Below are 26,062 nucleotides of genomic sequence, written 5' to 3' on the forward strand. Positions count from 1 at the left end.
TAATGAAAAAGCTACTCTTTTTCGAAACTCCTGCTGATTTCAGGAAATGGCTGGAAGAAAACCATCAGACAGAAACCGAGTTATTGGTTGGTTATTACAAGGTTGCCACAAAGAAACCAACCATGAATTGGTCGGAATCGGTTGACGAAGCCCTCTGTTTTGGTTGGATTGACGGTGTACGCAGGTCGATTGACGACGACAGCTACTGCATCCGGTTTACTCCGCGTAATCCGAAAAGTAACTGGAGCGCGGTGAATATCAAAAAAGTGGAAGAAATGATCCGGTTGGGCAAAATGACTCCGGCAGGCTTGGCGGCTTTTGAAAAACGGAAGGAAGATCGGTCGGCCATTTACAGCTATGAGAATCCGCCTGAAAAATTAAATCCTGAAATGGAAGCTCATTTCAGGAACAATAAAGCAGCCTGGGATTTCTTCGGGAAACAACCGCCTTCGTATCGAAAATCCAGGTTGTTATGGGTGATGAGCGCCAAACAGGAAGCAACGCAGTTTTCGCGACTCGACAAGCTGATTGCTGCCTGTGCCGAAGGGAAACGGTTGTTTTAAGAGTGAGTTGAACAATGAATCAGGCGATCGCTTCTGGATTGATTTATGTCAAAACGTGGTAGATCGATTGAAAAATCAACTAAAATTACAACTAATTGTTCCGAAATTTGTTTGAAAGCTAAAGTTTTTGGGTTCAACGATTTCGCCAATGAATTAAAGTCGAAGAAATATAAAATTTATAAGTTATGAGATCATTGTTTATTATTCTAGTCGTTTTGATTGGATTTTCAGGTTGTGTTAGGAAAAATAAAGTACCAACAGCCCAGAATGCTGCCAATCCTGCCATGCACGAAGTAAAAGTTGCAGAAGTTATTCAGACTTCAAATTATACTTACCTGAAAGTCAGTGATAACGGTGCTGAAAACTGGATCGCAGTTACACGTCAGGAAGCTGCTGCCGGCGAAGTTTATTATTACGATCAGGCTTTGGAAATGAAAAATTTCAATAGTAAAGAGCTTAACCGCACGTTCGAAACCATCTATTTTGTACAAGGATTAAGTAAAGAACCAATTGCTGCTTCTGCTGCGCCTGCCGGAATGGGTGGAATGAGCGGAATGACTGGTGATATGGCTGCCAAACACACTGGCAAGATTGCTTTGGAGAAAAAGGCCGGGATTAGTATTGCTCCTGCTGCCGGAAGCGTTTCGATTGCTCAACTGTGGGCCGACAAAGACAAGTATAGTGGGAAAGTAATCAAGATAAAAGGTCAGGTTGTTAAGATTAACGAACAGGTGATGGGCAAAAACTGGATTCATATTCAGGATGGATCGGGCGATTCAGGTAATTTCGATTTGGCAGTTACCACGCTCGATGGAATGAAAATGGACGATGTGGTTACCTTTGAAGGTACGATTACGTTGAACAAAGATTTCGGCGCCGGATATTTCTATGAATTGATCATGGAAGATGCCAAACTGGTGAAATAGGCATTAGGAAAAAGTCATTAGTCAATAGAAAGAAGTACCCTGTAGGAATAATCAATTCTTGCAGGGTATTTTTCGTTTTGAAGGAGTTCGAATCTTTAATCACCATTTCCTCCCATTCGTTCTAGTAACTGTTCTTTATACTGTTCGGAAGCCGGCAATTTGTTTTCTCCTATGCAAATGAGGTTGCCTTCGAGGTGATCAATTTTTTGCAGATTAACAATCGTGGTGCGGTGAACTTTCAGGAACGGCAGGCCTTTCAGCTTCTCTTCCCAGCTTTTCAGGGTTCCGTGAACGACCAATTTCTTATCAGAGCAAAACAGGGTGACGTAATCACCGCAGGTTTCAATAAAACGGATGTCATCGATAGCTATCTGATAGATTCGTTTTCCTGATTTTATACTAAGTTTTGTAGGCATAACTGGCACCAAACGCGTATTGAATTTCTCCCGGGCTTTGTTTACTGCCTTGTGAAATCGCTCAAACGAAAAAGGTTTCAGCAAAAAATCAACCGCTTCCAGATCGAATCCGTCAACAGCATACTGGGAATAAGCAGTGGTAAAAATGACCAGTGGCGGATGAACCAACGAACGCAAAAAACTAACGCCCGACATTTCAGGCAAATTGATGTCCAGAAAAATTAAATCGATGGGATTCGAGTTCAGAAAAGTTTGTGCTGAGAAAGCATCTCCAAACGTGCCGCAACACCTTAAGTCAGGGCATTTGGAAATGTGACTTTCCAGAATGGACTGGGCGGCAGGTTCGTCTTCAATAATGATGAAGTTCATAACGTTTCAATTTTCAGGTTCTGATCTAAATATTGCAACTAATTTAATTTTGTATTTTTCACCCCAAACCCCTGAAGGGGCTTTTGCTTCAAACATGGGAAACGCTTGACAATGAAGTAAGTCCCCTTTAGGGGATTTAGGAGTAAAAGAAAAACGATAACAATATGATTTCATACTCAACACTTAATTTGAAACACAAGTTACGTTTTTTTGCAACCTGCAGAGATTGGAAAGACATAAAGAAGCACTAAATTTGGTTAATTTTAAGGCAACAAAAACAATTCAGTCATGGAAACAAATTGGGAACAAGCGCTTCAACCTTTATTTCAGCAATACGGGAAACGCCGTCATCCGCTCGATTATCAAAACCGATATCAGTTGGTTGTTATGGTTATCCTCTCTGCCCAGGATTCCGACAAGCACATCAATGAACTGGCTCCGGATATCTTTGCAGCCTATCCAACCCTGAATTCGCTTTCTCATGCAACTGAGGCTGATCTTCAACAGCACATTGGCTCGGTCAGAAATTGGGGCAATAAAGCCAAATGGTTGACTAAGCTTGCACAAACAGTTGGCGAGGATGAAAATATCCCACGCACCTTGGAGGGCCTGACCAAATTGCCCGGACTTGGCAGGAAATCGGCCAACGTGATCATTCGCGAATCGGGCGATATGGCTGAAGGTGTGATTGTCGATCTCCATGTGTTGCGTGTTGCTCCGCGGCTAGGCATTGCTGATGAAAAGGATGCGGCAAAACCTGAAAAGATTGAAAAGCAAATCATGGCAGTTATTCCGCAGGAGTTCTGGAACGAAGGCGGAATGTCGATTTCGTTTCTTGGGAGGGAACTTTGCCGGCCGACCAACCCAAAATGTACAGAATGCCTGGTAAACAGCGTTTGTCAGTTCTTTCAAAATTCCGGTCTTTAAATGCTTAGTGAGCGGGTGACTTCAAGTCACTCGCTCACTAAGCGTTGATCTGCACCTTCATTTCCAACCTGAATATTCCATCTTTCTCCTGAATTTCAAGCGAATGGCGGTCAGGATAAATCAGGGTTAACCGTTTTTCTACGTTTTGTATTCCAAGGCCTCCAGTCTTTTCAGTATCGGTTCTTTCGCGGGGTGCAACCTGATTTTCAGTAGAAAAAGTCAGCTTTGCCCCATCGTAGCTGATGTTGATGCGGATGGTGCTTGTATTTTTACCGATTCCGTGTTTGAAACAGTTTTCAGCCAGTGGAAGCAACAAAAGTGGCGCAATCTGAGCATTGGTAAAATTGCCTTCAGTTTCGAACTCAACTGTGGTAATTTTAGAATTTATCCGTTCTTTCTGTAGCTCAATATAGGTGCGGATAATCTCAATTTCTTTTTCCAATGGTATTGTTTCACTTGAAGTATCGTACAAAACATACCGCAAAAAATCAGAAAGTTTCAGGACAACATCGGCGGTTCGCTCGTCTTTCTGGGATGCCATCGAATAGATCGTGTTCAGGTTGTTGAACAGAAAGTGAGGATTGATTTGCGCTTTTAATGCCGAAAGTTCGTTGCGGGCAGCATCTCTTTTTTCAATCAGCATATCGACGTATTGCTTCACCAGAAATACCAGTATAGATACAATGAGGTAAACTTTAAAGATCAAAATCAGTTCCCAAAACTTGAAATAGGAAATGTAGTAAAGACTTGGGTACAACTTGTCGATAACGAAGTTGAAGATAGAATAATTTGCGATCGCAGCAACCGGAAGTAAAATAACGATGCCGAGTACGTATTTAGTAAACTTGCTTCTGTTGAGATAACGGACCAGCAAGAAATTCAGGTTAAAATATACCGCTCCAATGATGGATAGGTGGAAAACAACCACATACAGAAAGTTTTTTACAAAATATTCCATAAAAACAGCGACATCGTCTTTGTTGCCATTGGGATAAAAGTATTGCAGAATGACGTATCCCAACGGGAACAGGAATAAGATGCTGATTGGTATTTTGATCCATAACCGGGCTTTTCGGATCAGCCAAATAAAAGGTAACGAACAGTAAAGCAGAAATACGGAATTTGCAAGGAGGATAAAATCCCATCCGACTTGTATTCCATCAATTGTACCCGTCGATTCGACTCCCGGATTTAAAATGGCGCTCCAAAAATTGAACGAAACAAACCAGAATGCTAGATGTAACGCGGGTATAATTTGTTTTTTGAGTTGTATTATTTTCATGATGTGGTTAGTTTATTCGGTTTAGCTTCAACATGGCAGGCTGGTTTTCCCAGTCGATAAATCGTTTTTGGTCAGCATAGCGCTCAATCATATCGGTCAAATCTTCTGACGAGGCAGTGAGCAGTAATCGGCCGGCATCTGGCACATAGCGGTATTTAATTCTAACGCGCTTCTTTTCAATCATATCTTTCATGTAATCGGCTCCGAGCCACGAAACGAAAAGCTGTTTATTCTGAAACTGAATCCGGGCCAGCGTATGAACTGCAAAATAGTTTTCCTTAGCCATCAGGCTGCTTTTTATATCCGGTATTTCGCGCGGACTAAAATCTCCATACAAAATGCCGTTGATCCGGAAAAGAACCATTCGGAATTCGTATTGCGCCGAGTCGGGATTATTACCTGAAAGTTTGGCTACATAGAAGTTTTGTGGTTTGAAGGTGGTGGAATCCTTTCCGCTTTTGGTCTTCATTTTTTCTTCTGAAATGAATCGGTTGATCCGCCAGATTAAAGTGGTATCGGCTTTTTCCCATTTCCCGCTATTTTTATTGTTTGAATCCGGTTTGGATTGAATTGGGTGAGCCGACCAGTTTCCTTCAATTTCAGGAGCAAGTGCAACGTTTTTTTCGAGATAGAATGGGTTCAGCGAGCAGATCATTGCGAAATCGGAGCATCCAGAAATAAACAGGAAGATTCCAAAGATGATCAGTAGTTTTCTGTAATTCATGGCTTTGAGTTTTTAATTCTGAACCGAAGATAAATTGAATAAAACCGATCGTGAATTTTTTTCGATGAATGCCCCTGTTTTTTCGATGGGGAAGCGAAAACATCGATTATGCGAGATTATAGGCTTTTAGGATAGCGAAGATATTTTCGAAATTGGTTATTTTGATATTGTCTTTGCTGTTATATTCTTCAGAAACAGAGTGGGTAACTACAAATATCGGAATATTGCCCAAATCTTGAGAAGCTATTGTTGTTCCTTTGGTAATGGTTGGGGCATTCGATAGTTTTATTTCTATGCCCAGTATGGGTTGGATTCCTTTAGTTAATACTAGATCGAGTTCTGTTCCGTCCTGTGTACGGTAAAAATAGGGAGATATTCCAGACTTAAGAATGGCTATAATTTGTTGTATTACGAAACTTTCCCACGAGTTTCCCTTGCCAATAAAACCATCAAGATCTTCTTTATTCTCAATATTGAACAAAGCGTGTAATATGCCAGTGTCTCGAATAAAGATTTTCGGCGATTTTACGATCCTCTTTTTTGAATTGGTGAAATAGGGCTGCAACCTTCTAATTAAGAAGGCGTTTTCGAAATAGTCGATATAGCGCTTAACTGTATTGACTTCTATGCCAAGTGCTTTTGCGAATTCAGAATAATTCAGAATTTGAGCTTGCGAGTGAGCTATCATTCTGAGTAAATTTTTTAGTAGAATAGGGGATGCCGATAGTCCTAAGATCGGTAATTCCCGTTCAAGATAGGTTTGAATGAACTGGATTTTCATTTCGAAACTTACTTCCAGATCGTTTTTCAAGAAAATTTCAGGAAATCCGCCTTTTAACCACAATAAATCGAATACAAAATGATTGCTTATTTCAGGATAAACAAAAGGGTGAATTTCAAGATAGGCAATTCTACCAGCAAGAGTTTCGGAGCTGTGTGCCAATAATTGAGGAGAAGCCGAACCTAAGAGAATAAAGCGTCCATTAATTCTGTTTTTGTCGATTACAGAACGTAGAAGTGGAAATAGCTTTGGGTTTCTCTGGATCTCGTCGATTATGATTAATTTGTCTTGTCTTTCGTTAAAATACTGTTCGGCAAAAGTTAACTTTTGAGCATCTTCATCGGATTCCAAATCCAGATAAATTGAGTTTTTTGTTATCTGGCTCTGTAGCATTTTAACAGTGGTAGTTTTTCCGACCTGTCTCGGCCCTAATAGGGCTACGCAAGGAAAGTTTTCGAGGTATCTTATTATTGCCGGAGAAATGAGCCTTTGAATTTCCATGATAAAATGCATGATTTTAGTACAAATGTAGATAAAAATTGCAAATATGCAGGGGAATGTAGTATTTATTCCTGCATATTTGCAATCGAATTGCAAATATGCAGGAATAATAATTCTGCCAATCTTGTGTTTATCATTTCTTAATGTTGGTAATGTTTACCTTACTGTGCGATCGGAATTCCGTCTTTTTATTTACATTTGGTAGCTTGAAACGTAAATCAACCGACACAATGATCAAAAAAGCATTAACCCTTTTCCTTACTTCAGGAATTTTAATGAGTTTCACTACAGTACCAGATTCAGATAAGTTCGAAAAAAAAGCAAATCGCATTCACGAAAAATGCCTGACCGTTGATACACATTGCGATACGCCAATGTTGATGATCAAACCAGGGTTCTCGGTTCGTGACGAAAATAAAGCTCCACACAGCAGGGTTGATTTGCCCCGAATGAAAAAGGGCGGCCTTGATGCGATGTTCTTTGCGGTTTTCACTTCGCAGAAACCACGTACCGAAGAAAATTATCAGAAAACATATGCGCTTGCCAATCAGATGCTCGACTCCATTCATGCCATGTTGAAGAAAGACAGCGATTTGGCGACACTCGCTTTGAAAGCTGAAGACCTGGCTAAAATTGAGAAAACCGGAAAACGCGCCATTTACATAGGGATGGAAAATGGATTTCCTTTAGCTAAAGACATCTCGCGTGTTGAAGAATTTTATAAAAGAGGTGTTCGTTACATCACACTTTGCCATTCGTTTCACAACGACATTTGCGATTCGTCGAGCGACGGAAAGCCGGCTGAACACAACGGCGTGAGCGATTTTGGGAAACAGGTAATTGCCGAAATGAACCGATTGGGAATGATGGTTGATGTTTCGCATGCTTCCGACAAATCGTTTTTCGATGCCATTGAACTGAGTAAGGCTCCAATCATCGCATCGCACAGTTCGGTTCGGGCAATTGCTCAACACAATCGGAATATGACCGACGAAATGATTAAAAAGCTGGCTGCCAAAGGCGGAGTTATCCAGATTTGCCTGCTCGACGAATATGTGAAAAATCCGGATACAACCACCGTGAATTACAAGCGCATCAAACAGATCAGGAAAATTTATGCAAACGATCTGGATAAAATGACCGAAGCCCAAAAAGATGCCATGTTTAAGGAGTGGGACGAGCTGAAAGCCTGGAAACAAAAAGATATGCCTAGTGTAAAAGATTTGTGCGATCATATTGATCATGTTAAAAATCTGGTAGGCGTTGATTATGTAGGAATTGGCAGTGACTTTGATGGCGGCGGCGGATTGATGGATTGCGGCGATGTGAGTCAGTTTCCAAACATTACCAAAGAATTACTTCGAAGAGGTTACACCGAAACCGAAATCAGGAAAATATGGGGAGGTAACTTGTTGCGCGTTTTCAGGGAAGTTGAAAAAACTGCTGAAAAGATTAAAACCAATCCTCATTTAGCTTCGTTATAACAGAAGTTGAAATATTGAAGCAACCTTTTGGGCTGCTGACCAGTCTGTTATTGTATTATCCCGGGAACCATGAAACACATTGCTTTATATGGTCTCTTCTTCTTTCTTGTGCTTGCCTGTTCCGATCAGGTAATCGAGGTGCAATTAGTTGATCTTTAGGCACATAACATGAAAATCATTCCGGATAAACCAACAGCCAATGACGAAATTAAGCTCGTGGTATTTGACGATTGCACTTACAATGTCCTTTCAGGAGTAACTCGGAACAATAAAACGATTGACATCCTAAAGCAATTCAACAGCATGATGAAATGGCCATGTGTAATGAAAAACGATACCATTCTGATTGGCAAGTTGCCCGAAGGAACTTACATTGTAAACTACAAACTTCTGGATACTTCAACTCAGGTGACCAATCCAATTTCAATCTCTTTCTCGTTTAGCTTACCTGTTTCAAAATAATTCTCCCGGCTTTATAAGTTTAAGTGCTCATCATCCTGAAATCTTTCAGAATGTGAACCTGCGACAATAGGTGTGTTTTCATGACAGAAATCACTCTTTTGTACATTATGGAAATTAGATAAGCATTTACGTATCTAACTAATTGAATATCTTGCGTCTGGTTAATGTTACTTAATGATTAAAAACTTATCAGAATATCGTGAGTCGTTGGATAAAAGCACTAATTTTGCACCGATTTTCTAAACAGTTACATTATATTATGGCAGAAAAATATAACAACTTATTTTCAGAATTTCCGCCAGTCAGCACCCAGCAGTGGATGGACAAAGTTACTGCTGACCTGAAAGGAGCCGACTTCAACCGCAAGTTGGTATGGAAAACAAATGAAGGAATTGATGTTCAGCCGTTTTACCGGGCCGAAAACCTGGTAGAGTTGGATTACCTGAATAGTCTTCCCGGAGAGTTCCCATTTGTTCGCGGAACCAAAAAGAACAACAACGAATGGTTAGTTCGACAGAGCATTGTAGTTACCGACCTCGCCGAAGCCAACAAAAAAGCCCTGAATTATTTGATGAGAGGGGTTGATTCGTTGGCTTTCGTATTTAAAGCATCGACAGAATTGTCGGTTGCCGATCTGTCGGTTTTGCTGAAAGACATTGCGTTGGACGCTATTGAAGTGAATTTTGTGGGCTGCTGCTCGCGCAAGGCTTCTGAAGCTTTCACTGCATTCGTGAAGCAAGGCGGATGGGATCCAAAAGCAATTCGTGCTTCTGTTGAATACGACCCATTTGGAAAATATGCATTGACCGGAGTTCTTCGCAATGGCGCAGAACACGTGATTGAAAATGCGATCAAATTGATCAACTTAACCTCTGAACTGACTAAGTTCAAAACTTTGGCCGTGAATGGCAAAAACTTCGGAAACGCCGGATCATCAATCGTTCAGGAATTGGCTTACTCACTGGCTCTGGGTGCTGAATACCTGACTGTTTTGACTGAAAAAGGTTTGGACGTTGATGCTGTGGCTAAAAAGATGAAATTCAACGTGTCGGTTAGCGCCAACTATTTCCTCGAAATAGCCAAACTGCGTGCTGCCCGTTTGTTGTGGGCACAAATCGTAAAAGCTTACGGCCCAAAATGCGAATGTTCATGTAAAATGACCATTCATGCTGAAACCGGAAGCTGGAACAAAACCGTTTACGATGCCTACGTGAATATGCTTCGCACACAAACCGAAGCCATGAGCGCTTCGTTGGGTGGTGCCGATTCAATCACCGTTCTTCCTTTCAACGCCGCTTACGAAGAAAGCAACGAGTTTTCTGATCGTATTGCACGCAACCAACAATTGTTGCTGAAAGAAGAATCACACTTCTCGAAAATTGCCGACCCTGCAGCCGGCTCCTATTACATCGAAGAACTGACTGCTTCCATCGCTGATCAGGCCTGGAAACTGTTCCTCGAAGTTCAGGAAAAAGGTGGATTCCTGGCTGCGTTACGCGAAGGATTTATTCAGTCTGAAATTAAAAAGATGGCTGGCAAACGCGATATGAACATCGCAACCCGTCGCGAAAACCTGCTGGGTGTGAATCAGTTCCCAAATTTCACTGAAAAAATAGAAGGTAATGTTGATGCATCTGTTTTTGCTCCGGCTGATTTGACTTCGGAAGAAGCTGAAATCGAAACACTGAAACCATACCGTGGTGCTCAGGCTTTCGAAGCGCTTCGTTACAAAACCGATGCTTATGCCAAGACCAACAAACGTCCGCTGGCTTTCATGATGCCAATTGGTAATCTGGCTATGCGTAAGGCACGCGCTCAGTTCGCATGCAACTTCTTTGCTGTGGCTGGTTTCGATGTACTCGACAATAATGGTTTCAAAACTGTTGAAGAAGGGTGGAAAGCTGCTCAGGAAGCTGGCGCTCAAATCGTGGTTATTTGTAGCTCCGATGACGAATATGCTGAACTTGCTCCTGCCGCATTCGAAGCGATTGCCGGAAAAGCCATCTTCGTGGTTGCCGGTGCTCCTGCATGTTCTGAGGAACTGAAAGCTAAAGGAATTACCAACTTCATCAATGTAAAAAGCAATTTGCTTACAGAACTGAAAGCGTACCAGTCAACATTGGGAATTTAAATACGGACACAAGTATCAAGACAAAAGCCAGAATGCATAATTACAAGGAACTGAAAATATGGCAAAAGAGCAGAGAGATTGTTAAAGATGTTTACGCTTTGACAACAAAATTCCCTGCAAAAGAACAATTTGGGATTACCTCTCAGTTGTGTCGCGCTGTAGTTTCAATACCTTCAAACATTGCAGAAGGTGCGGGTCGGGAATCTGAAAAAGAGTTTGCTCACTTTCTGGCAATTGCCAATGGATCAGCATTCGAAGTAGAAACCCAGCTTTATTTGTGTTTTGATCTCAATTATATTTCTGAAGTGGAACTCAATGAAATTCTGAAGAAAATTCAGGAAATACAACGAATGGTTTACCGCTTCAGGCAACAATTGAAAATCTCTTGATGCATTTTCTTGATACTTGATACTTGAATCTTGATACATAAAATTCAAAACATGAAGCCAAATTTTAAAGACATAAACATCAAAACGGCAGCTGCCCAGCCAAATACTGCTGAGTGGAATGCTGCCAATAAGATTGAGAAAAACTGGATCACTCCGGAACAGATTCCGGTGAAACCGGTTTACACCAAAGAGGACCTCGAAGGCATGGAACACCTGAACTATGCTGCCGGTGTGGCTCCTTACCTGCGTGGCCCGTACTCGGTGATGTACGCCATGCAACCCTGGACCGTGCGTCAGTACGCCGGGTTCTCAACAGCTGAAGAATCAAACGCATTCTATCGCCGTAACCTGGCTGCCGGTCAGAAAGGTTTGTCGGTTGCGTTCGACTTAGCGACTCACCGCGGATACGACTCCGATCACCCTCGCGTGGTTGGTGATGTTGGAAAAGCAGGTGTGGCTATCGACTCGATCCTGGATATGAAAATCCTGTTCGACCAGATTCCATTGGATAAAATGTCGGTTTCGATGACCATGAACGGCGCGGTACTTCCGGTACTGGCCTTCTACATCGTAACCGCATTGGAACAAGGTGCAACTTTAGATCAGCTTGCCGGAACGATCCAAAACGATATCCTGAAAGAATTTATGGTGCGTAATACGTACATCTACCCACCTGAATTCTCGATGAAAATTATTGCTGACATTTTCGAGTTCACTTCGCAGAAAATGCCAAAATTCAACTCGATTTCTATCTCCGGATATCACATGCAGGAAGCGGGCGCTACTGCCGACATCGAAATGGCTTATACCCTTGCCGACGGTTTGGAATACCTCCGCACCGGTGTGAAAGCAGGTATCGACATCGACGCATTTGCACCACGTTTGTCGTTCTTCTGGGCAATTGGAATGAATCACTTCATGGAAATCGCCAAGATGCGTGCCGCACGTATGATTTGGGCGAAACTGGTGAAACAGTTCAATCCAAAGAATCCAAAATCGATGGCTCTGCGTACTCACTCACAAACTTCAGGATGGTCGTTGACAGAACAGGATCCGTTCAACAACGTAGGCCGTACGGCAATTGAAGCAATGGCTGCTGCGCTGGGTCACACCCAATCGTTGCATACCAATGCTCTTGACGAAGCAATCGCACTGCCAACCGACTTCTCTGCCCGTATTGCCCGTAACACACAGTTATACATTCAGCAGGAAACCGAAATCTGCCGTGCGGTTGACCCATGGGCAGGTTCGTACTACGTTGAATCGTTGACCAAAGAGCTTTACGAAAAAGCCTGGGCTTTGATCGAAGAAGTGGAAGCTTTGGGTGGTATGTCAAAAGCTGTTGAAACCGGTGTTCCAAAAATGCGCATCGAAGAAGCTGCTGCCCGCACACAGGGTCGCATCGACAGCGGTACCCAGGGAATTATCGGGGTAAACAAATATCGTTTGGAAAAAGAAGACCCGATTGATATTCTGGAAATTGACAATACTGCCGTTCGTTTGTCGCAGATCGAACGTTTGAATAAATTGCGTGCCGAACGCAACGAAGCCGAATGTCAGGCAGCTTTGGAGGTTCTCAGCAAATGCGTGGAAACCGGCGAAGGTAACCTGTTGGAACTGGCAGTTGTAGCAGCACAGAAACGTGCTTCGCTGGGCGAAATTTCTTATGCATGCGAAAAACATGTTGGACGTTATAAAGCAGTAATCAGAACTATTTCAGGCGTGTATTCAGCAGAAAGCAAAAACGATTCTACCTTCAAGGAAGCGCAGGATCTGGCTACCAAGTTTGCCAAATTGGAAGGCCGTCAGCCACGTATCATGATTGCCAAAATGGGTCAGGACGGACACGACCGCGGTGCAAAAGTTGTTGCAACCGGTTATGCCGACTTGGGTTTCGACGTGGACATGGGACCGTTGTTCCAGACTCCGGAAGAAGCCGCCAAACAAGCCGTTGAAAACGACGTGCATGTATTGGGCGTTTCGTCATTGGCTGCCGGACACAAAACTTTGGTGCCATCGGTTATAGCTGAATTGAAAAAACTGGGTCGCGAAGACATCATGGTGATTGCCGGTGGTGTAATTCCTGCGCAGGATTATCAATATCTTTATGATGCCGGTGTAGTCGCCATTTTCGGACCTGGCACCAACGTTGCCGCTGCCGGAAAGAAAATTCTGGAAGTGTTACTGGCCGCACACGAAGAATAGGAAGCCCCTCCCAACCTCCCCGAGGGGGAGGAGAAAAATACAAAAGCCGCTTTCCTGAAAAGGGAGGCGGCTTTTTTGTGTTTTCGTACCACATACTTGGGATGCCGAAACAAGTTCGGCATGACGCTTTGAACAGCACAAACCATGATCAGGTGCGTCATCCTGAACTTGTTTCAGGATCTGTACGCACACCTTAAAATTTTTTGGCAAAATATGAATGGATAATTAAACAAAAAGCCCTGACCAGTACCAAAACCAATCAGGGCTAAAATCACTTTATTGTGTTGTTCTATTTTACATTTAGCTGTTTCGAATCATTCTCCTTTTTTTCTCTCACGCCGGTGGTTCCGCCGCCTTTTAGCGTCAGTTCTACAGGTGCGTTGGTTTTCCAAGCGCCATTGGTAAAGTCAGGAATATCAACCGAGTTGGAGCGGTTGGCTACCGATTTTTCGCTGAGTGGTGCAATGGCGCTCCACAAAGCTGCATCATATACATTTTGATCGAGTGGAAGGCCATTTCGCAAACAGTCGATCAGGCGCCAGTCCATCATAAAGTCCATGCCGCCATGTCCGCCTACCTTTTTGGCCATTTCGCCAATTCGTTTCACAATTTCGGGCGTGTATTGTTCTTCCAGTTTTTTCATTTCGTCCTCTTTCAACCATTCGTGGCTGGTTGCAATGCGTGCATCAGGATATTTACTGGCCATGCCTTTGGTGCCGCTTACCAGATGAAGTCTTGAATATACCCTTGGACTGGTAACATCGTGCTGAATCATGATGGTTCGGCCATTGGCTGTGCGTACCGTGGTTGTATTCATGTTTCCGCGGTAATGATCGGTTGTAAACTCGTTAAAGAAATTGTCGCTGGCTGCCAGTTCTTTGGCATGTGCTGCCATCTGGAAATCGGCTGACGACATGGAGGTTAGGTATTCCATTTGGTCGCCGCGATTAATATTCATCACCTGGCAAATCGGGCCCAATCCGTGCGTGGGGTATAGGTTTCCGTTGCGGTGTTGGTTTTCTTTCAAGCGCCACATTTCGGCATAACCTTTTTTATCGAAATTCAGGCCTAACAGGTTGTGGATGTAAGCGCCTTCCCCGTGAATAATTTCACCAAAATAACCTTGACGAGCCATGTTCAATGTCAGTAATTCGAAGAAATCGTAGCAGCAATTCTCCAGCATCATGCAATGCTTTTTCGTGCGTTCCGAAGTTTCAACCAGTTGCCAGCATTCGTCGATGGTAACAGCTGCCGGAACCTCTGTGGCTGCGTGTTTGCCATGCTCCATAGCATAAACAGCCATTGGTGTATGCCATGACCAGGGTGTGGTAATGTAAATCAGATCAATATCCGGATTTTCGCACATGGCTTTCCATGCATCTTTGCTTCCGGAGTATGATTTTGCCTGAGGTAAGCCCTGTTTTTCGAGCAATTTTTGCATCGCTTCAACCCGGTCAGGGTATTGATCGCACAAAGCTACAATTTCAACCCCGTCGATGTACGACATCCGCTCAACGGCGCCTGGCCCGCGCATACCTAACCCGACAAATCCAATGCGTACCTTGTCGAGTTTTGGGGCAGCATAACCCGACATGTTAAAACGTTGAGCACTGTTTTGCCCTTTTTGTTTTGAAACTACCTCATTCCTGAAAGATGCCGCCTGACTGGTAAATCCAGTGGCTATTAATCCGGCGCCCATGAGGCTGTTCCGGAGGAACTCTCTTCTGTTTGAACCCATTATTTTTTGATTTAGTTGGTATCTATGAATGCGGCATAAATTTGGTTTATTTTTAGTTAAAATGAAAATGGTTTTTATCATGAAGTGAAGAGGTTCTTTCTTAATTGCTCAACGCATAAATGACGAATTTAAACTAGTTAGAACGGAATTGCCCATATGGAAATAGATCTAAAAAGGAAGATTCCTGGGCGTTTCTATTCTTGCAGAGCGCAAAGTAAATCATACCTATTTCATCGTTGTTTGGAATTAACAGTGTCAAGTAATTTGAATTTATTCTAAATAAGACATCGGAAATTATATTATTCTAATTTTACGCGATTTATTTGATTGTAATTGTCTGAAAATAAGCGTTGTAAAATTCTTATTTCATTCTGGTTTTTACGAAAAAATGAATTATATTTACTTGTCTGGCCTTCCCCAACGAGGAATTCGTCGTATTGTTGTTTCGGGCTTGAGGTTTTTTGGTTAAAAATTCTTAATTTTTATATCTTTAAGCCGAATTGCAACAATCTACATTAAGAAACGACTCGCGAAAAAGGGAAAGGGAACCGGTAAAACGGTCTTTGAGATAGTCGAGCAATCAATGATTCGTTGAATATCTGAAAGAGTACATGTTTGAATGATTAAGCTTGTCAGTTGGTTAATCGATTGATATTCTTTTTACTGGCTGATCGGTGAGTTTGTATTTTGACTGGATTTGCAATTATATATGTTTATTTTTAACAAAATAAGTTCTGGTGAGCCGGGATTATTTTTTGTTGTTGCATTGTGGATGCTAATCTGCTATGCTCTGCTGAATAATCGACATACCTCGTGGCTACACACCTGTTGCCTGTTTTTCGAACAGCTTGCATCTTCAATATACAAAAAATATAATGTCATATTAAAAGGGCAATTTCCAAATTCCTCAACAGGGCCCTGTCTTTTCTCCGTTATTTATCCTCAAGGTTTTACACCTGATCGCAAATCCAGTCGTCCGGATTTTCGTGCTCTTTTATCCGGATCAGTTCAAAAAACGGGCTTCCTGTTGGGAATTTTTGTGGTTTTTTCTTTTTCGAATCTCGATGCAGCAACCATTATTTCAACCGGAACCGGTGGTGCCTGGAGTAACCCGGCAACTTGGGTTGGAAGAACTGTTCCTGTTGCTGGTGATGATGTGACCATCGTTTCGGGAGCTATGGTTATTATTGATTCTGATATTACCGTAGGAACTTTAACTGTTTCGGGAACGCTGCAATTTAATGAGTTGACACCTCAGGTCTTAACTGCGAATAACATCATCACCGTAAATGCTAAAGGTATATTCCGGAGCGCCCCTTCAGGAACTGTAAAAACGCATCAGTTAATTGCCCAGAGCAGTATTATTAACAATGGAACAATCGATTTTAGTTCCAATTTAAATGAAACGGGTGTCGAAATTATTTTTACGGGTTCGGGTAATGCAATCTTTAGCTGTAGTGATGCGGTTTTGACCAATTTGCGAAAAACCAATGGTTTAATGCTGAATAAAGGAACTTCTGCAGCATCGGTACTTTCGTTTATGCCTGGAAATACTTTTCAGGTTTTGTCAAATGGAGATTCAGGTGCAAGTGGATTTTTATCTATCGTTAACGGAACTTTTAACATTATCGGGTCAAGGAACTTCAGTAATCCGGTATTTAACACCGATGGAAATTATACGATTCCGGCGACGGGTGGTTTTTGGCTGGGAAACCAGAATGCAACTGTAATTGCGATGAATGGCACTGTTACAGTACTGGGCGAACTGAAAATTGCGAACGGAACGTATTCTGTTGGAATTTCCGGATCGAACTCGTTGGAAATCCTGAATGACGGGCAATTTAAAATGTCCGGAGGAATCCTGAATATTTCGGGTAAATTAAAAATTGATGGTGGCGCTGGTAGCGTTTCCGGAGGAAAAATTAACCTGGCACCCAGGAGAAATTTGGCAAATGTTGAACCTACAATTCATATTTCTGCCGATGCCCGATTTGAAATGTATGGAGTTCCGCTGATTACCCTGGCATTTCCAAATTCTAATCCTATTCCTTCCAACGATATTCAGATTTTAGATGGTAGTGGATTTAAATCGATAAAAGGTGGAACCATTCAGTTGGGAACCGAAGCTACACCTGTCGGAAGTACTTTCCTGATCAATGCCAACACAATACTGAGTCAACTGACCGCTTTTAGCGCTTGTACGATTCATGCGGTAAACACTTCAGATGCTGATGTTACCAATACTCCGATCGGCTCATTACCAGTAATTCCATTCGATCTGATCGCTCCCGAACTTACAGCCCCGGCTAAAATTACAATTCAGTGCGGCGAGACGATCCCGGCAGCGTATGCCACATTCCAGGAGTTTACCAATGCAGGTGGTTCGGCTACTGACAATTGTACCCTTAAACCAGCCAGTTTTAAACTGATAAGCCAAGTTCAAAGCAAAACGAATTGTCCATATACCATTTCGCGGACTTATGAGATTTCGGATGTCTCTGGAAATGTTGGCAAAGCAGAACAACAGATTGTTGTGGAAGGTGAGTCCATTACATCACAGCCAGAAGTAATTGCTGAAAGTCCGGTTAAAGAGGAGTTGAAATTAAAATCGGCAATGGCTGTTTATACAGCTACTCAAAATGGAAACTGGAATGATCCTGCAACCTGGGGAAATTCAGGGCCACCGACCTCCGCTGACGACGTCAATACAGCTAGTTATACAGTAACTGTTAATGCTGATTCTTCTTGTAAAAATATCACGATTGGAGCCGGAGGAACTTTAAACCATAGTGGTACAAATACTTTAACGGTTACCGGAGACTGGACCAACAATGGAACATATAATGCAGGAACAGGAATTGTTTCTTTCTCAAACACCGGATCCACGATTAATGGTGCCACAACATTTGGAATCCTTGTTATTAATTCAGGATCAAATGTTAATTCAAACATTATTGTAAATTCAGATTTAACAATCAATGATCTGCAGTTAATTAATGGATTATTAAAGATTAACGGGGGAACAACCACAATTACAGCGCTGAATGAACCAACTGTAAATCCAATACATAATACAATCCCCAAATCTGCAGGTTTGGAAGTTAATTCAGGAGGAAAATTGGTAACCCAGGACTTCACGATTAACAACAAAGGGTTGATTAGAATTAATTCTGGAACAGCCAATTTTGGCAATTCTACAGGAAACAGTGTTGAAACCAACACAGATGGAGCCTTTATTGTAGAAGGTGGTGGAACAGTTAATATAGCAGGGCGTTTACACAATTCGGCTTCCGGAACTGTTTTTGGAACAAGTTATACCTCGGGAATTACCATTTCTTCGGGTACAGTTACATTGAGTACAAAGGGAAATGCCTTAAGCAATGTGGGCTCTTTAAACGTAACTTCAGCCGGAACTTTTAATTTTAATGGAGGTACAATAATATTTCAGAATGCCAGCACTGCCACAACAGAATTAGACCTTGGGCTACTTAATGGAACCGGGACAAAAAATATTTCAGGAGGAACTTTTCAGTTTGGAAACGGTTCTCCTTCAGGTGAAACGTATAATATAATAAGTGAAATCCCCCTTTATAACTTGAAAACAAACGGCAATGCTAACATTGCATTAGGAAGTACTTTAATCTTGGGAAATCCACTTACCCTTAATGGTGCCAGCAAATTATTTTTAAATGGAAATTCAATTCAAATACCTGTTTCTGCAACCGGCACTTATACTTTCCCTATTACTGATGCCAGCGGAACGGCAATCCCGGTTACAGTAAATCTTACCGGTGGCAGTGGTGCAATTGCAGCTGGAGCATATATCGAGATAAAAACTTTTGATACGAAATATCCAGATAACGACAATGTTGCCAATTATTTAAATCGTTACTGGACCTTAACCACCAGCGGAATTACCAGCCCAATCTATACTGTTAATGCCACTTATTTGTCTTCCGATTTGCATAACACACCAGCTCATCTTACCGCTGCAAGTTATCTATCTCCAACATGGACAAAAATACCTGGGGCAACCATTGCTGGCAATGTGATTTCTTTTAGCAGCAATGTAACTAGTTTGGAATTTACGGCTTTGGATGCACCAACCATAACGATTACAAATGCTGATCCTGAAGTTATTTGCAACAACTCGGCAGTAACTTTATCAACAACTACCACGGCTGATCCACCAGCTTTAGCTTCCTATTCGTGGTCGTCCAATCCTGCCGGATTCACTGGTTCTACCCAAGACCTTACAATAACACCAACCATTGCAGGTACTTATACCTTTACTATCACGGTAACCGATGGAAACGGATTTACAGCAACGGATGCAACTACAGTTACCGTCAACCCGTTGCCAGTGATCAACAACATTACACTGGCAGCCATTTGCAGTGGCGGAGCATTTACCGTAACGCCTGCCAATGGTGCTGACGGAATAGTTCCTGTAGGAACAACTTACACCTGGATTGCCCCAACGGTTACAGGCATTACGGGTGCCGTAGCCGGAACTAATGCTGCCAGTATCAGCGGCACATTGACCAATACAACCAATGCACCGATTAATGTTGTTTATACCGTAACGCCAACGTCGGGCAGTTGTGCAGGTTCAACTTTTACGGTAACAGTGCCTGTTAACCCGAAGCCCGCGATCAACAACATTACACTGGCAGCTATTTGCAGCGGCGGAGCATTTACTGTAACGCCTGCCAATGGCACCGACGGAATAGTCCCAGCAGGAACGACCTATAGTTGGGCTGCCCCAGCAGTAGCTGGTATTACCGGAACTGTTGCCGGAACTAATGCTGCCAGCATCAGCGGCACATTGACCAATACAACCAATGCTCTGATTAATGTTGTTTATACCGTAACACCAATATCAGGCAGTTGTGCAGGTTCAACTTTTACGGTAACAGTGCCTGTTAACCCGAAGCCCGCGATCAACAACATTACACTGGCGACTATTTGTAGTGGTGGAACATTTACTACAACACCAGTCAATGGAACAGATGGAATAGTCCCCACCGGAACGACCTATAGTTGGGCTGCGCCAACAGTAGCTGGTATTACCGGAGCAGTTGCCGGAATTGATGCTGCCAGTATCAGTGGCACATTGACTAATACAACTAATTCAAACATCAATGTTGTTTACTCGGTGATTCCAACATCGGGCGGTTGTTTCGGAGCAAGTTTTTCGGTAACAGTAACTGTTTACCCATTACCAACTGTCACAGCCCCACCTGATAAGACCTATTGCATGGGAGAAACAACTCTTGCGATCCCTTTAGTAGGAGTGCCTTCTGGTGTCGTTTTTGATATTAGCGGGGGAGCTACTATTGGCTTGACCAATAAAACTGGAGTTACTCAAATTCCTTCGTATGCGGCAACTACAGGTTCGGCCACGATAACCATCACGCCCAGAGCCAATGGGTGTACCGGTACGCCAGTTACTTTTAATGTCGCAGTTAACCCAAGACCAAACATTCATTTATCGGCTAGTGCACGAACCATTTGCTCGGGGGAAAGCACAAACATTAGTATAAGCAGTACAACTCCCGGGGCTACGTTTAGCTGGGATGTGTATAGTATGACCGGAACAATCTCAGGTGCAGGTAGCGGAACAGGAAACCTGCTTAACCAAACGTTACTTAACAATGCTCCCACATCCGGAACGGTTGTCTATCAGGTTACTGCATCAACGGGGACTTGTGAAGGTGCCACTATTAATTTGACTGTGAATGTACATCCTGCTGTTTCTGCAATTATTGCCGGAACAACAACGGTATGCCAGGATGATAGCCCTGCTCCCTCAATTACGTTTACTGCAAGCGGGGGTACTGCTCCTTATACCTTTACCTATACGATTAATGGTGGTGCAAACCAGCAGGTCGTTGCCAATTCAGGAAGTACGGCAACCGTGACGGCGCCAACCAATGTTGCCGGAACTTTTGTTTATCAGTTGGTTAGTGTAGCTGGCTCTACCGGATGTGCTTATCCGCAAACAGGAACTGCTACCGTAACTGTAAACCCAAAACCTGTTTTAACAAGCACCTTAACACCTCCGGGTATTTGCAGCAATACCTCGTTTAATTATACTCATATAAGTTCACTACTGAATACTGATTTCCATTGGGTTCGCGAAGTGGTTCTGGGTATTAGCAATCCCCGAGAAGAGGGAGATAACATCTATCCTGATGAAACTCTTGTAAATACCACAACCAGCCCGATAGAGGTTGTTTATACATACACATTAACAGCTAATGAATGTACCAATGTTCAGTATGTAAAGGTGATGGTTACCCAATCTCCAGTTTTAATGAGCACACTAACACCGGCCACCATCTGCAGTGGAACAACATTTAGCTATACTCCTACCAGTAATATTAATCCTGGAACTTCTTTCTCATGGACGCGTGCTGCAGATGGTTATGGCAATAGTGCCAAGTCAGGAACAGGAAATCCAAATGAAATACTATATAATAATTCAACCAGTGCAATTTCTGTTATTTATCATTATTCCTTAAGTTCCAATGGGTGTACTAATCCATTAGATTATCAGGTTATTGTGTCTGTTATACCTGCCCCAATAGTAACTGCCAGCGCGTCAGAATATAATATTTGTCCAGGAACTAAAGTAGACCTTTTCTCCGGTTCTAATATTTCCTCAGGGCTTCCAACAACAATTTTAACTGAAAATTTTAACGGGACACCTAGTGGCTGGATAATAACTCCCACAACTGGAGAAGCTGCATGGACTTCTCAAATAGATGGATACGACTACATCTTGTATATTGATCATAAAAAACCAAAATGGACGGAAACGATTCATAATGTATTTCACTCCAACGACAATAGTACGTTCTATTTGTCCAATAACCATGCTGATGGAGGTGGTACAGATTCACGATTAGTCACGCCTAAATTCAGTACGAATGGGTATACGAGTGTTACTTTAACATTTTGGCACCACTACAGCGATGGCAATAAATCAAAAGCATTCGTAGATTGGTCAACCAATGGGGCTACTTGGACTAATCTACAAACCTTTGATAATAGCGATTATGGTACAACTGATGGATTCGTTCAGGCAGTTGTCCCCATTCCTGTTGGACATCCATCAGTTTATATTCGTTTTAGACATCAGGCGGATGATGATTACTGGTGGGCGATTGACAATGTTTCAATAACTGGTGTGCTTCAGGTTACTCCTGCCATCTTATGGACATCGAGCACCTCTTCCTGGACTTCAACACTAAAGGACCCAACTGGTGTCTCGCCAGCCGAAACAACAACTTACACAGTAACTTATACGGATACTAATACAGGTTGCAGTGGAAGCGCCTCAACAACGGTAAACGTTTACCCAACGCCTGATGCCACCATACATGCAGACTATTGTGTGGCTTCACCAAAAATACGGTTAACAACCGGGGCATTTTCAACTTATAGCTGGTCGCCACTACCGCTGGGCGAAACCAATGGAAAACAATACATTGACATTGACATCGCTGGTATTTACACTGTAAATGTAACTGATGCACATGGTTGTTCTGGCACTGCTTCGATCAATGTGTCGAACGAATATGTTGTCAACGGAAGTTTTAATTCAGGAACTGCCGGATTTATAACTGATTATTTGCCAAGGGCTAATCTAAGTTCAGGAACTAGAGTCGTCAATGGAATTACTTATACAGGGGGTGAAGGTTTTTTTGCTGTTGGTTCTGATGCTCATGATTACCATACGAACTTTTGGGGATGGGACCATACCGTTCACGATGGGAATGCTCCAAACAATTTTTTAATTGTAAATGGAGTCGGTAATACGTTAAGAGTGTGGGAAGAGACTGTAACAGTAGCCCCCAATACTAATTATTATTTTTCAGCTTGGGCCATAAATTTAAATGATGTTGGCCCTAACAGCACATATTGGCCAAGATTACAATTTTTTATCAATGATGACAATAGTACTAGTACAATCGCTCAACTAGGCAAAGGTATCACCGGTAGCAGTCAAAACAATCCGTGGTTAGACAAAGATCGTTTTTATGGTGTATGGAACTCGGGCAGTAACACTACAGCTAAAATAACGATTAAACAATTAAATGCGGAAGCTGCGGGTAACGATTTTGGGATAGACGATATTTCTTTTGGGATACTTGATCCTTCTCCGGCAGCTATTAGTCCATCAAAAGGCGGTGATGTTTGTGCTGGCGAATCCATTAACCTTCATGCCAATGTAACTGGAGGTAAAGAACCGATTCTCTTTTCCTGGTCAGGTCCAAATGGCTATACATCACACGATTCGATTCCAGTGATACCGAACGCGACTATAGCTTACTCAGGAACATATACATTAACCGTTAGTGACTGGTATGGTTGTGCTATTGCTCCTAAAACGGTTGATGTGGTTGTTTATCCGGCGCCTACAGTGAATGCCGGTCCCGATCAACTTTATGGCTGTTCGGCTACGAGTGTGTTCACTTTAAATGGTTCTGTTGGAGGTTCAGCAACCAGTGGAACCTGGACTACCAGTGGTGATGGCACATTTGACGATATTCATTCAATGACTGCGGTATATACCATTGGAACTAACGATATTACAGCGGGTTCAGTTACCCTCACGCTCACTACCGACGATCCTACCGGGCCATGCGTACCTGTTAGCGACGATATGGTTATCACAATTCATCGTTCCCCTGAACTGACGGTAGTTGTTGCTAATCCACTTTGTGCCGGATATAGCGATGGTTCCGCAACAGCCTCGGTTACTAACGGTACGGCCCCTTATACCTATTTATGGAGCGATGGTCAAACTACCGCTAAAGCTACGGATCTTGCCGATGGAACTTATACGGTAACGGTAACCGATGCCAACAACTGTACCGACACCAAATCAATCGTTGTAGTTGAACCAACTCCATTGGTGGTTTCACCTGCTTCATTTACGCCGCCAACGTGTTATGGAGGCAACGACGGAACAGCAACCGTAAATGCTGAAGGCGGAACTGAACCTTACGTTTACCAGTGGGATGCAGCCACCGGAAACCAAACTACAAAAACCGCTGTTGGGTTAAAAGTTGGAATTTACTTGTTTACAGTTACCGATGCCAATGGCTGTAACATAACCTCTGATTTTGTTTTGGTAACGCAGCCCGAACCTCCTGATCTGTTTTGCCCAATGGATCCTGAGGCGGTTCAGGCTGCTGCAGGTGAAACAACGGCTGATGTTATTCTTGATGACCCCATTTACGATCCTGATTGCCAGATACTCAGTTGGACAATGAGTGGCGCGACTGTTTCTGCTACAGCGAATTTGGGTGTTGTTCCTTCACCTTATACATTTAATGTAGGAACCACTACTGTTGAGTATAAGGCCGTAGATGTGGCAAATAATGTATTAACCTGTACGTTTGATGTGGTTGTGACTGGCGGCGGTGCCGATTTAGCCATCACCAAAACGGTCAATCCTTCCCCGGTAAATACAGGCGATCAGCTTGTTTATACGATAACCGTTACAAATGCAGGTCCGTCTGAAGCAACAGCTGTTAAAATTGCCGACGTTGTTGCCGTTTTACCATCTCCTGAGTTTACAACCGATTTGGTAAATGAACCCTGGAAACCGTGGGTAACACCTTACGATGCGGGTAATATTGCTAGCGGAGGTTCGGCTACCATTTACATCAGGGGTGCAGTTCCGATTACACAGTGTGCTGCTATAGGAAATACGGCTACAGTTACAAGCGATACCAACGACGATGATTTGACAAATAATAGTGCGACAATTACTACAACTGTTACCGACAATCAACCGCCAACATTTACGCTGCCTGTTACTCCGTTACCTTATTGTGTAAGTACTATACAAAGTGCGGTTTACAACCCAACACCTACAGCCGTACCGCCTGGTTATCCCGAGTACAACGATCTAACTACTCCACGTCCAGAATATTATCAGTTCACTAAAGGGAGTACCATTTTCGACCTCGATCCGGCTATTGGTGCGAACAATTTTGAAGATAACTGCTGTCCGGTGGGTTCACTTATATTGCATTGGCGTATTGACATTGCCGATACTCCAGATCCTTTAAACCCAGCGCCGGCCAAGATAAGCTATGCTCCCATTACCGGAACTGACCAGCCTTCGAAACATGATGATTTTCGACTGCCTGGCGATGGGGTGACTTTTACAGATGTCATTCATCAAATAAGCTATTGGTTGGAGGATTGCACCGGACCTCCCGGAAATATGTCGCCGGAACAATCACGGAGCATCATTATTAGCCCACGACCCAACATTATAAAAATGCCATAATATATAAAAGAAAAAAGACAGATGAAACAATATAATCAGTACTCACCCCAAGCCCATCTGCGATGTGCTTTGCCCCTCTCTCGAGAGAGAGGGGCGGATGTCAGCGAGCTGACATCGGGGTGAGTCAGGGAAACGGATTAAAAGTGAAAAGAGAGAATAAAATTGAAACAATATAACTGGCACTCACCCCAAGCCCATCTGCGATGTGCTTCTCCCCTCTCTCGCGAGAGAGGGGCAGACTGGAGCTAGCGACAGTCGGGGTGAGTCAACAAAAAAGAAGATAAATAAAACATCAAGTTATGAGCGATAATCCAACACCGGTAAGCAGAGCAAGAGAGCTTCGGCAGAATATGACTGAAGCAGAGCAAGTGCTATGGAAAGAACTTCGAAACCGAAAGTTTATGGGATTGAAGTTTGTTCGGCAGCATCCGATTATTTATCAGGTAATAGATAACCAGCCAAGATATTTTATAGTTGATTTTATGTGTTACGAAAAGAAGCTGGTAGTTGAGGTCGATGGTCTGATTCACGAATTTCAGAAAGAAGAAGATGAACATCGGGAAAAAATTCTGGAAAGTCTTAGCTTAAATGTTTTGAGAATTAGGAATGAGGAAGTTAAAGACATTTCAACAGCGTTAGAGAAGATTAGAGCATATGTTTTACGATTATAACCATTACTCACCCCGCGCTCATCTGCGATGTGCTTTTCCCCTCTCTCGCGAGAGAGGGGGAACGTCAGCTTGTGGACGTGGGGTGAGTCAACAATCAAATGAATAACACCGAATAGGCCAGAAAAAAGGCTTGTCGAAAAAAGAGAATGAAAGATGAACAAATTAAAATAATACACAG

At 42.8% G+C, this 26,062-nt stretch carries 15 protein-coding genes; 10 read left to right on the forward strand and 5 right to left on the reverse strand.

Annotated features, from left to right (window positions below; translation table 11 throughout):
- Positions 1 to 2: 2 nt before the first annotated feature.
- Together AQPE_RS13340 and AQPE_RS13345 are read left to right on the forward strand one after the other, a co-directional pair.
- On the forward strand, positions 3 to 563 hold the full coding sequence (locus tag AQPE_RS13340) for a YdeI/OmpD-associated family protein (protein WP_318346997.1): 561 nt from the start codon (positions 3 to 5) through the stop codon (positions 561 to 563).
- Positions 564 to 748: 185 nt separating this feature from the next.
- Positions 749 to 1,489 (forward strand): GW dipeptide domain-containing protein, encoded by a 741-nt coding sequence (locus AQPE_RS13345; protein ID WP_318346998.1) that lies wholly within the window; start codon positions 749 to 751, stop codon positions 1,487 to 1,489.
- A 95-nt stretch (positions 1,490 to 1,584) separates the two neighbouring features.
- Here AQPE_RS13345 and AQPE_RS13350 read toward each other — a convergent pair whose 3' ends face one another.
- Entirely contained in the window at positions 1,585 to 2,274 is a 690-nt protein-coding gene (locus AQPE_RS13350) for a LytR/AlgR family response regulator transcription factor (protein WP_318346999.1), read from the reverse strand.
- A 288-nt stretch (positions 2,275 to 2,562) separates the two neighbouring features.
- On the opposite strand from AQPE_RS13350, the gene AQPE_RS13355 reads away from it, so the two are divergent.
- On the forward strand, positions 2,563 to 3,201 hold the full coding sequence (locus AQPE_RS13355; RefSeq protein ID WP_318347000.1) for an endonuclease III domain-containing protein: 639 nt from the start codon (positions 2,563 to 2,565) through the stop codon (positions 3,199 to 3,201).
- Between the two features lie 37 nt (positions 3,202 to 3,238).
- On the opposite strand, the gene AQPE_RS13360 is transcribed toward AQPE_RS13355, so the two are convergent.
- The 3 genes from AQPE_RS13360 to AQPE_RS13370 form a co-directional block, all read right to left on the reverse strand.
- Complete coding sequence (locus AQPE_RS13360) at positions 3,239 to 4,483, reverse strand: sensor histidine kinase (RefSeq protein ID WP_318347001.1); 1,245 nt, start codon at positions 4,481 to 4,483, stop codon at positions 3,239 to 3,241.
- A gap of 7 nt (positions 4,484 to 4,490) precedes the next feature.
- On the reverse strand, positions 4,491 to 5,207 hold the full coding sequence (locus tag AQPE_RS13365) for a hypothetical protein (RefSeq protein WP_318347002.1): 717 nt from the start codon (positions 5,205 to 5,207) through the stop codon (positions 4,491 to 4,493).
- A 106-nt stretch (positions 5,208 to 5,313) separates the two neighbouring features.
- The gene (locus AQPE_RS13370; RefSeq protein WP_318347003.1) at positions 5,314 to 6,489 is read right to left on the reverse strand and encodes an ATP-binding protein; all 1,176 of its coding nucleotides are present in this window, start codon (positions 6,487 to 6,489) and stop codon (positions 5,314 to 5,316) included.
- Between the two features lie 230 nt (positions 6,490 to 6,719).
- Between AQPE_RS13370 and AQPE_RS13375 the strand changes: the two genes are divergently transcribed.
- The 5 genes from AQPE_RS13375 to scpA all read left to right on the forward strand — a co-directional run bounded on the left by AQPE_RS13375 (position 6,720) and on the right by scpA (position 13,160).
- A complete protein-coding gene (locus AQPE_RS13375; RefSeq protein ID WP_318347004.1) occupies positions 6,720 to 7,973 on the forward strand; it encodes a dipeptidase in 1,254 nt (417 codons plus the stop codon).
- A 168-nt stretch (positions 7,974 to 8,141) separates the two neighbouring features.
- Positions 8,142 to 8,435: a hypothetical protein gene (locus AQPE_RS13380; protein WP_318347005.1), complete on the forward strand. Its 294-nt coding sequence runs from the start codon at positions 8,142 to 8,144 to the stop codon at positions 8,433 to 8,435.
- A 259-nt stretch (positions 8,436 to 8,694) separates the two neighbouring features.
- A complete protein-coding gene (mutA, locus tag AQPE_RS13385) occupies positions 8,695 to 10,566 on the forward strand; it encodes a methylmalonyl-CoA mutase small subunit (RefSeq protein WP_318347006.1) in 1,872 nt (623 codons plus the stop codon).
- Between the two features lie 32 nt (positions 10,567 to 10,598).
- Positions 10,599 to 10,955, forward strand: a complete 357-nt coding sequence (locus AQPE_RS13390) for a four helix bundle protein (protein WP_318347007.1) — start codon at positions 10,599 to 10,601, stop codon at positions 10,953 to 10,955.
- A 51-nt stretch (positions 10,956 to 11,006) separates the two neighbouring features.
- Entirely contained in the window at positions 11,007 to 13,160 is a 2,154-nt protein-coding gene (gene scpA, locus AQPE_RS13395; protein WP_318347008.1) for a methylmalonyl-CoA mutase, read from the forward strand.
- A 289-nt stretch (positions 13,161 to 13,449) separates the two neighbouring features.
- Here scpA and AQPE_RS13400 read toward each other — a convergent pair whose 3' ends face one another.
- Complete coding sequence (locus AQPE_RS13400; protein ID WP_318347009.1) at positions 13,450 to 14,898, reverse strand: Gfo/Idh/MocA family protein; 1,449 nt, start codon at positions 14,896 to 14,898, stop codon at positions 13,450 to 13,452.
- A 709-nt stretch (positions 14,899 to 15,607) separates the two neighbouring features.
- Here AQPE_RS13400 and AQPE_RS13405 point away from each other — a divergent pair.
- Together AQPE_RS13405 and AQPE_RS13410 are read left to right on the forward strand one after the other, a co-directional pair.
- On the forward strand, positions 15,608 to 25,213 hold the full coding sequence (locus AQPE_RS13405; RefSeq protein ID WP_318347010.1) for a PKD-like domain-containing protein: 9,606 nt from the start codon (positions 15,608 to 15,610) through the stop codon (positions 25,211 to 25,213).
- A gap of 299 nt (positions 25,214 to 25,512) precedes the next feature.
- On the forward strand, positions 25,513 to 25,884 hold the full coding sequence (locus tag AQPE_RS13410; RefSeq protein ID WP_318347011.1) for an endonuclease domain-containing protein: 372 nt from the start codon (positions 25,513 to 25,515) through the stop codon (positions 25,882 to 25,884).
- The last annotated feature ends 178 nt before the right edge of the window (positions 25,885 to 26,062 follow it).

The organism is Aquipluma nitroreducens, assembly GCF_009689585.1.
Classification (GTDB): Bacteria; Bacteroidota; Bacteroidia; order Bacteroidales; family Prolixibacteraceae; genus Aquipluma; species Aquipluma nitroreducens.

Bases quoted from the DNA above. Each gene is read 5' to 3' on its own strand.
- AQPE_RS13340 (WP_318346997.1), top strand. From the start codon at position 3: ATGAAAAAGCTACTCTTTTTCGAAACTCCTGCTGATTTCAGGAAATGG.
- AQPE_RS13345 (WP_318346998.1), top strand. From the start codon at position 749: ATGAGATCATTGTTTATTATTCTAGTCGTTTTGATTGGATTTTCAGGT.
- AQPE_RS13350 (WP_318346999.1), bottom strand. From the start codon at position 2,274: ATGAACTTCATCATTATTGAAGACGAACCTGCCGCCCAGTCCATTCTG.
- AQPE_RS13355 (WP_318347000.1), top strand. From the start codon at position 2,563: ATGGAAACAAATTGGGAACAAGCGCTTCAACCTTTATTTCAGCAATAC.
- AQPE_RS13360 (WP_318347001.1), bottom strand. From the start codon at position 4,483: ATGAAAATAATACAACTCAAAAAACAAATTATACCCGCGTTACATCTA.
- AQPE_RS13365 (WP_318347002.1), bottom strand. From the start codon at position 5,207: ATGAATTACAGAAAACTACTGATCATCTTTGGAATCTTCCTGTTTATT.
- AQPE_RS13370 (WP_318347003.1), bottom strand. From the start codon at position 6,489: ATGGAAATTCAAAGGCTCATTTCTCCGGCAATAATAAGATACCTCGAA.
- AQPE_RS13375 (WP_318347004.1), top strand. From the start codon at position 6,720: ATGATCAAAAAAGCATTAACCCTTTTCCTTACTTCAGGAATTTTAATG.
- AQPE_RS13380 (WP_318347005.1), top strand. From the start codon at position 8,142: ATGAAAATCATTCCGGATAAACCAACAGCCAATGACGAAATTAAGCTC.
- mutA (WP_318347006.1), top strand. From the start codon at position 8,695: ATGGCAGAAAAATATAACAACTTATTTTCAGAATTTCCGCCAGTCAGC.
- AQPE_RS13390 (WP_318347007.1), top strand. From the start codon at position 10,599: ATGCATAATTACAAGGAACTGAAAATATGGCAAAAGAGCAGAGAGATT.
- scpA (WP_318347008.1), top strand. From the start codon at position 11,007: ATGAAGCCAAATTTTAAAGACATAAACATCAAAACGGCAGCTGCCCAG.
- AQPE_RS13400 (WP_318347009.1), bottom strand. From the start codon at position 14,898: ATGGGTTCAAACAGAAGAGAGTTCCTCCGGAACAGCCTCATGGGCGCC.
- AQPE_RS13405 (WP_318347010.1), top strand. From the start codon at position 15,608: ATGTTTATTTTTAACAAAATAAGTTCTGGTGAGCCGGGATTATTTTTT.
- AQPE_RS13410 (WP_318347011.1), top strand. From the start codon at position 25,513: ATGAGCGATAATCCAACACCGGTAAGCAGAGCAAGAGAGCTTCGGCAG.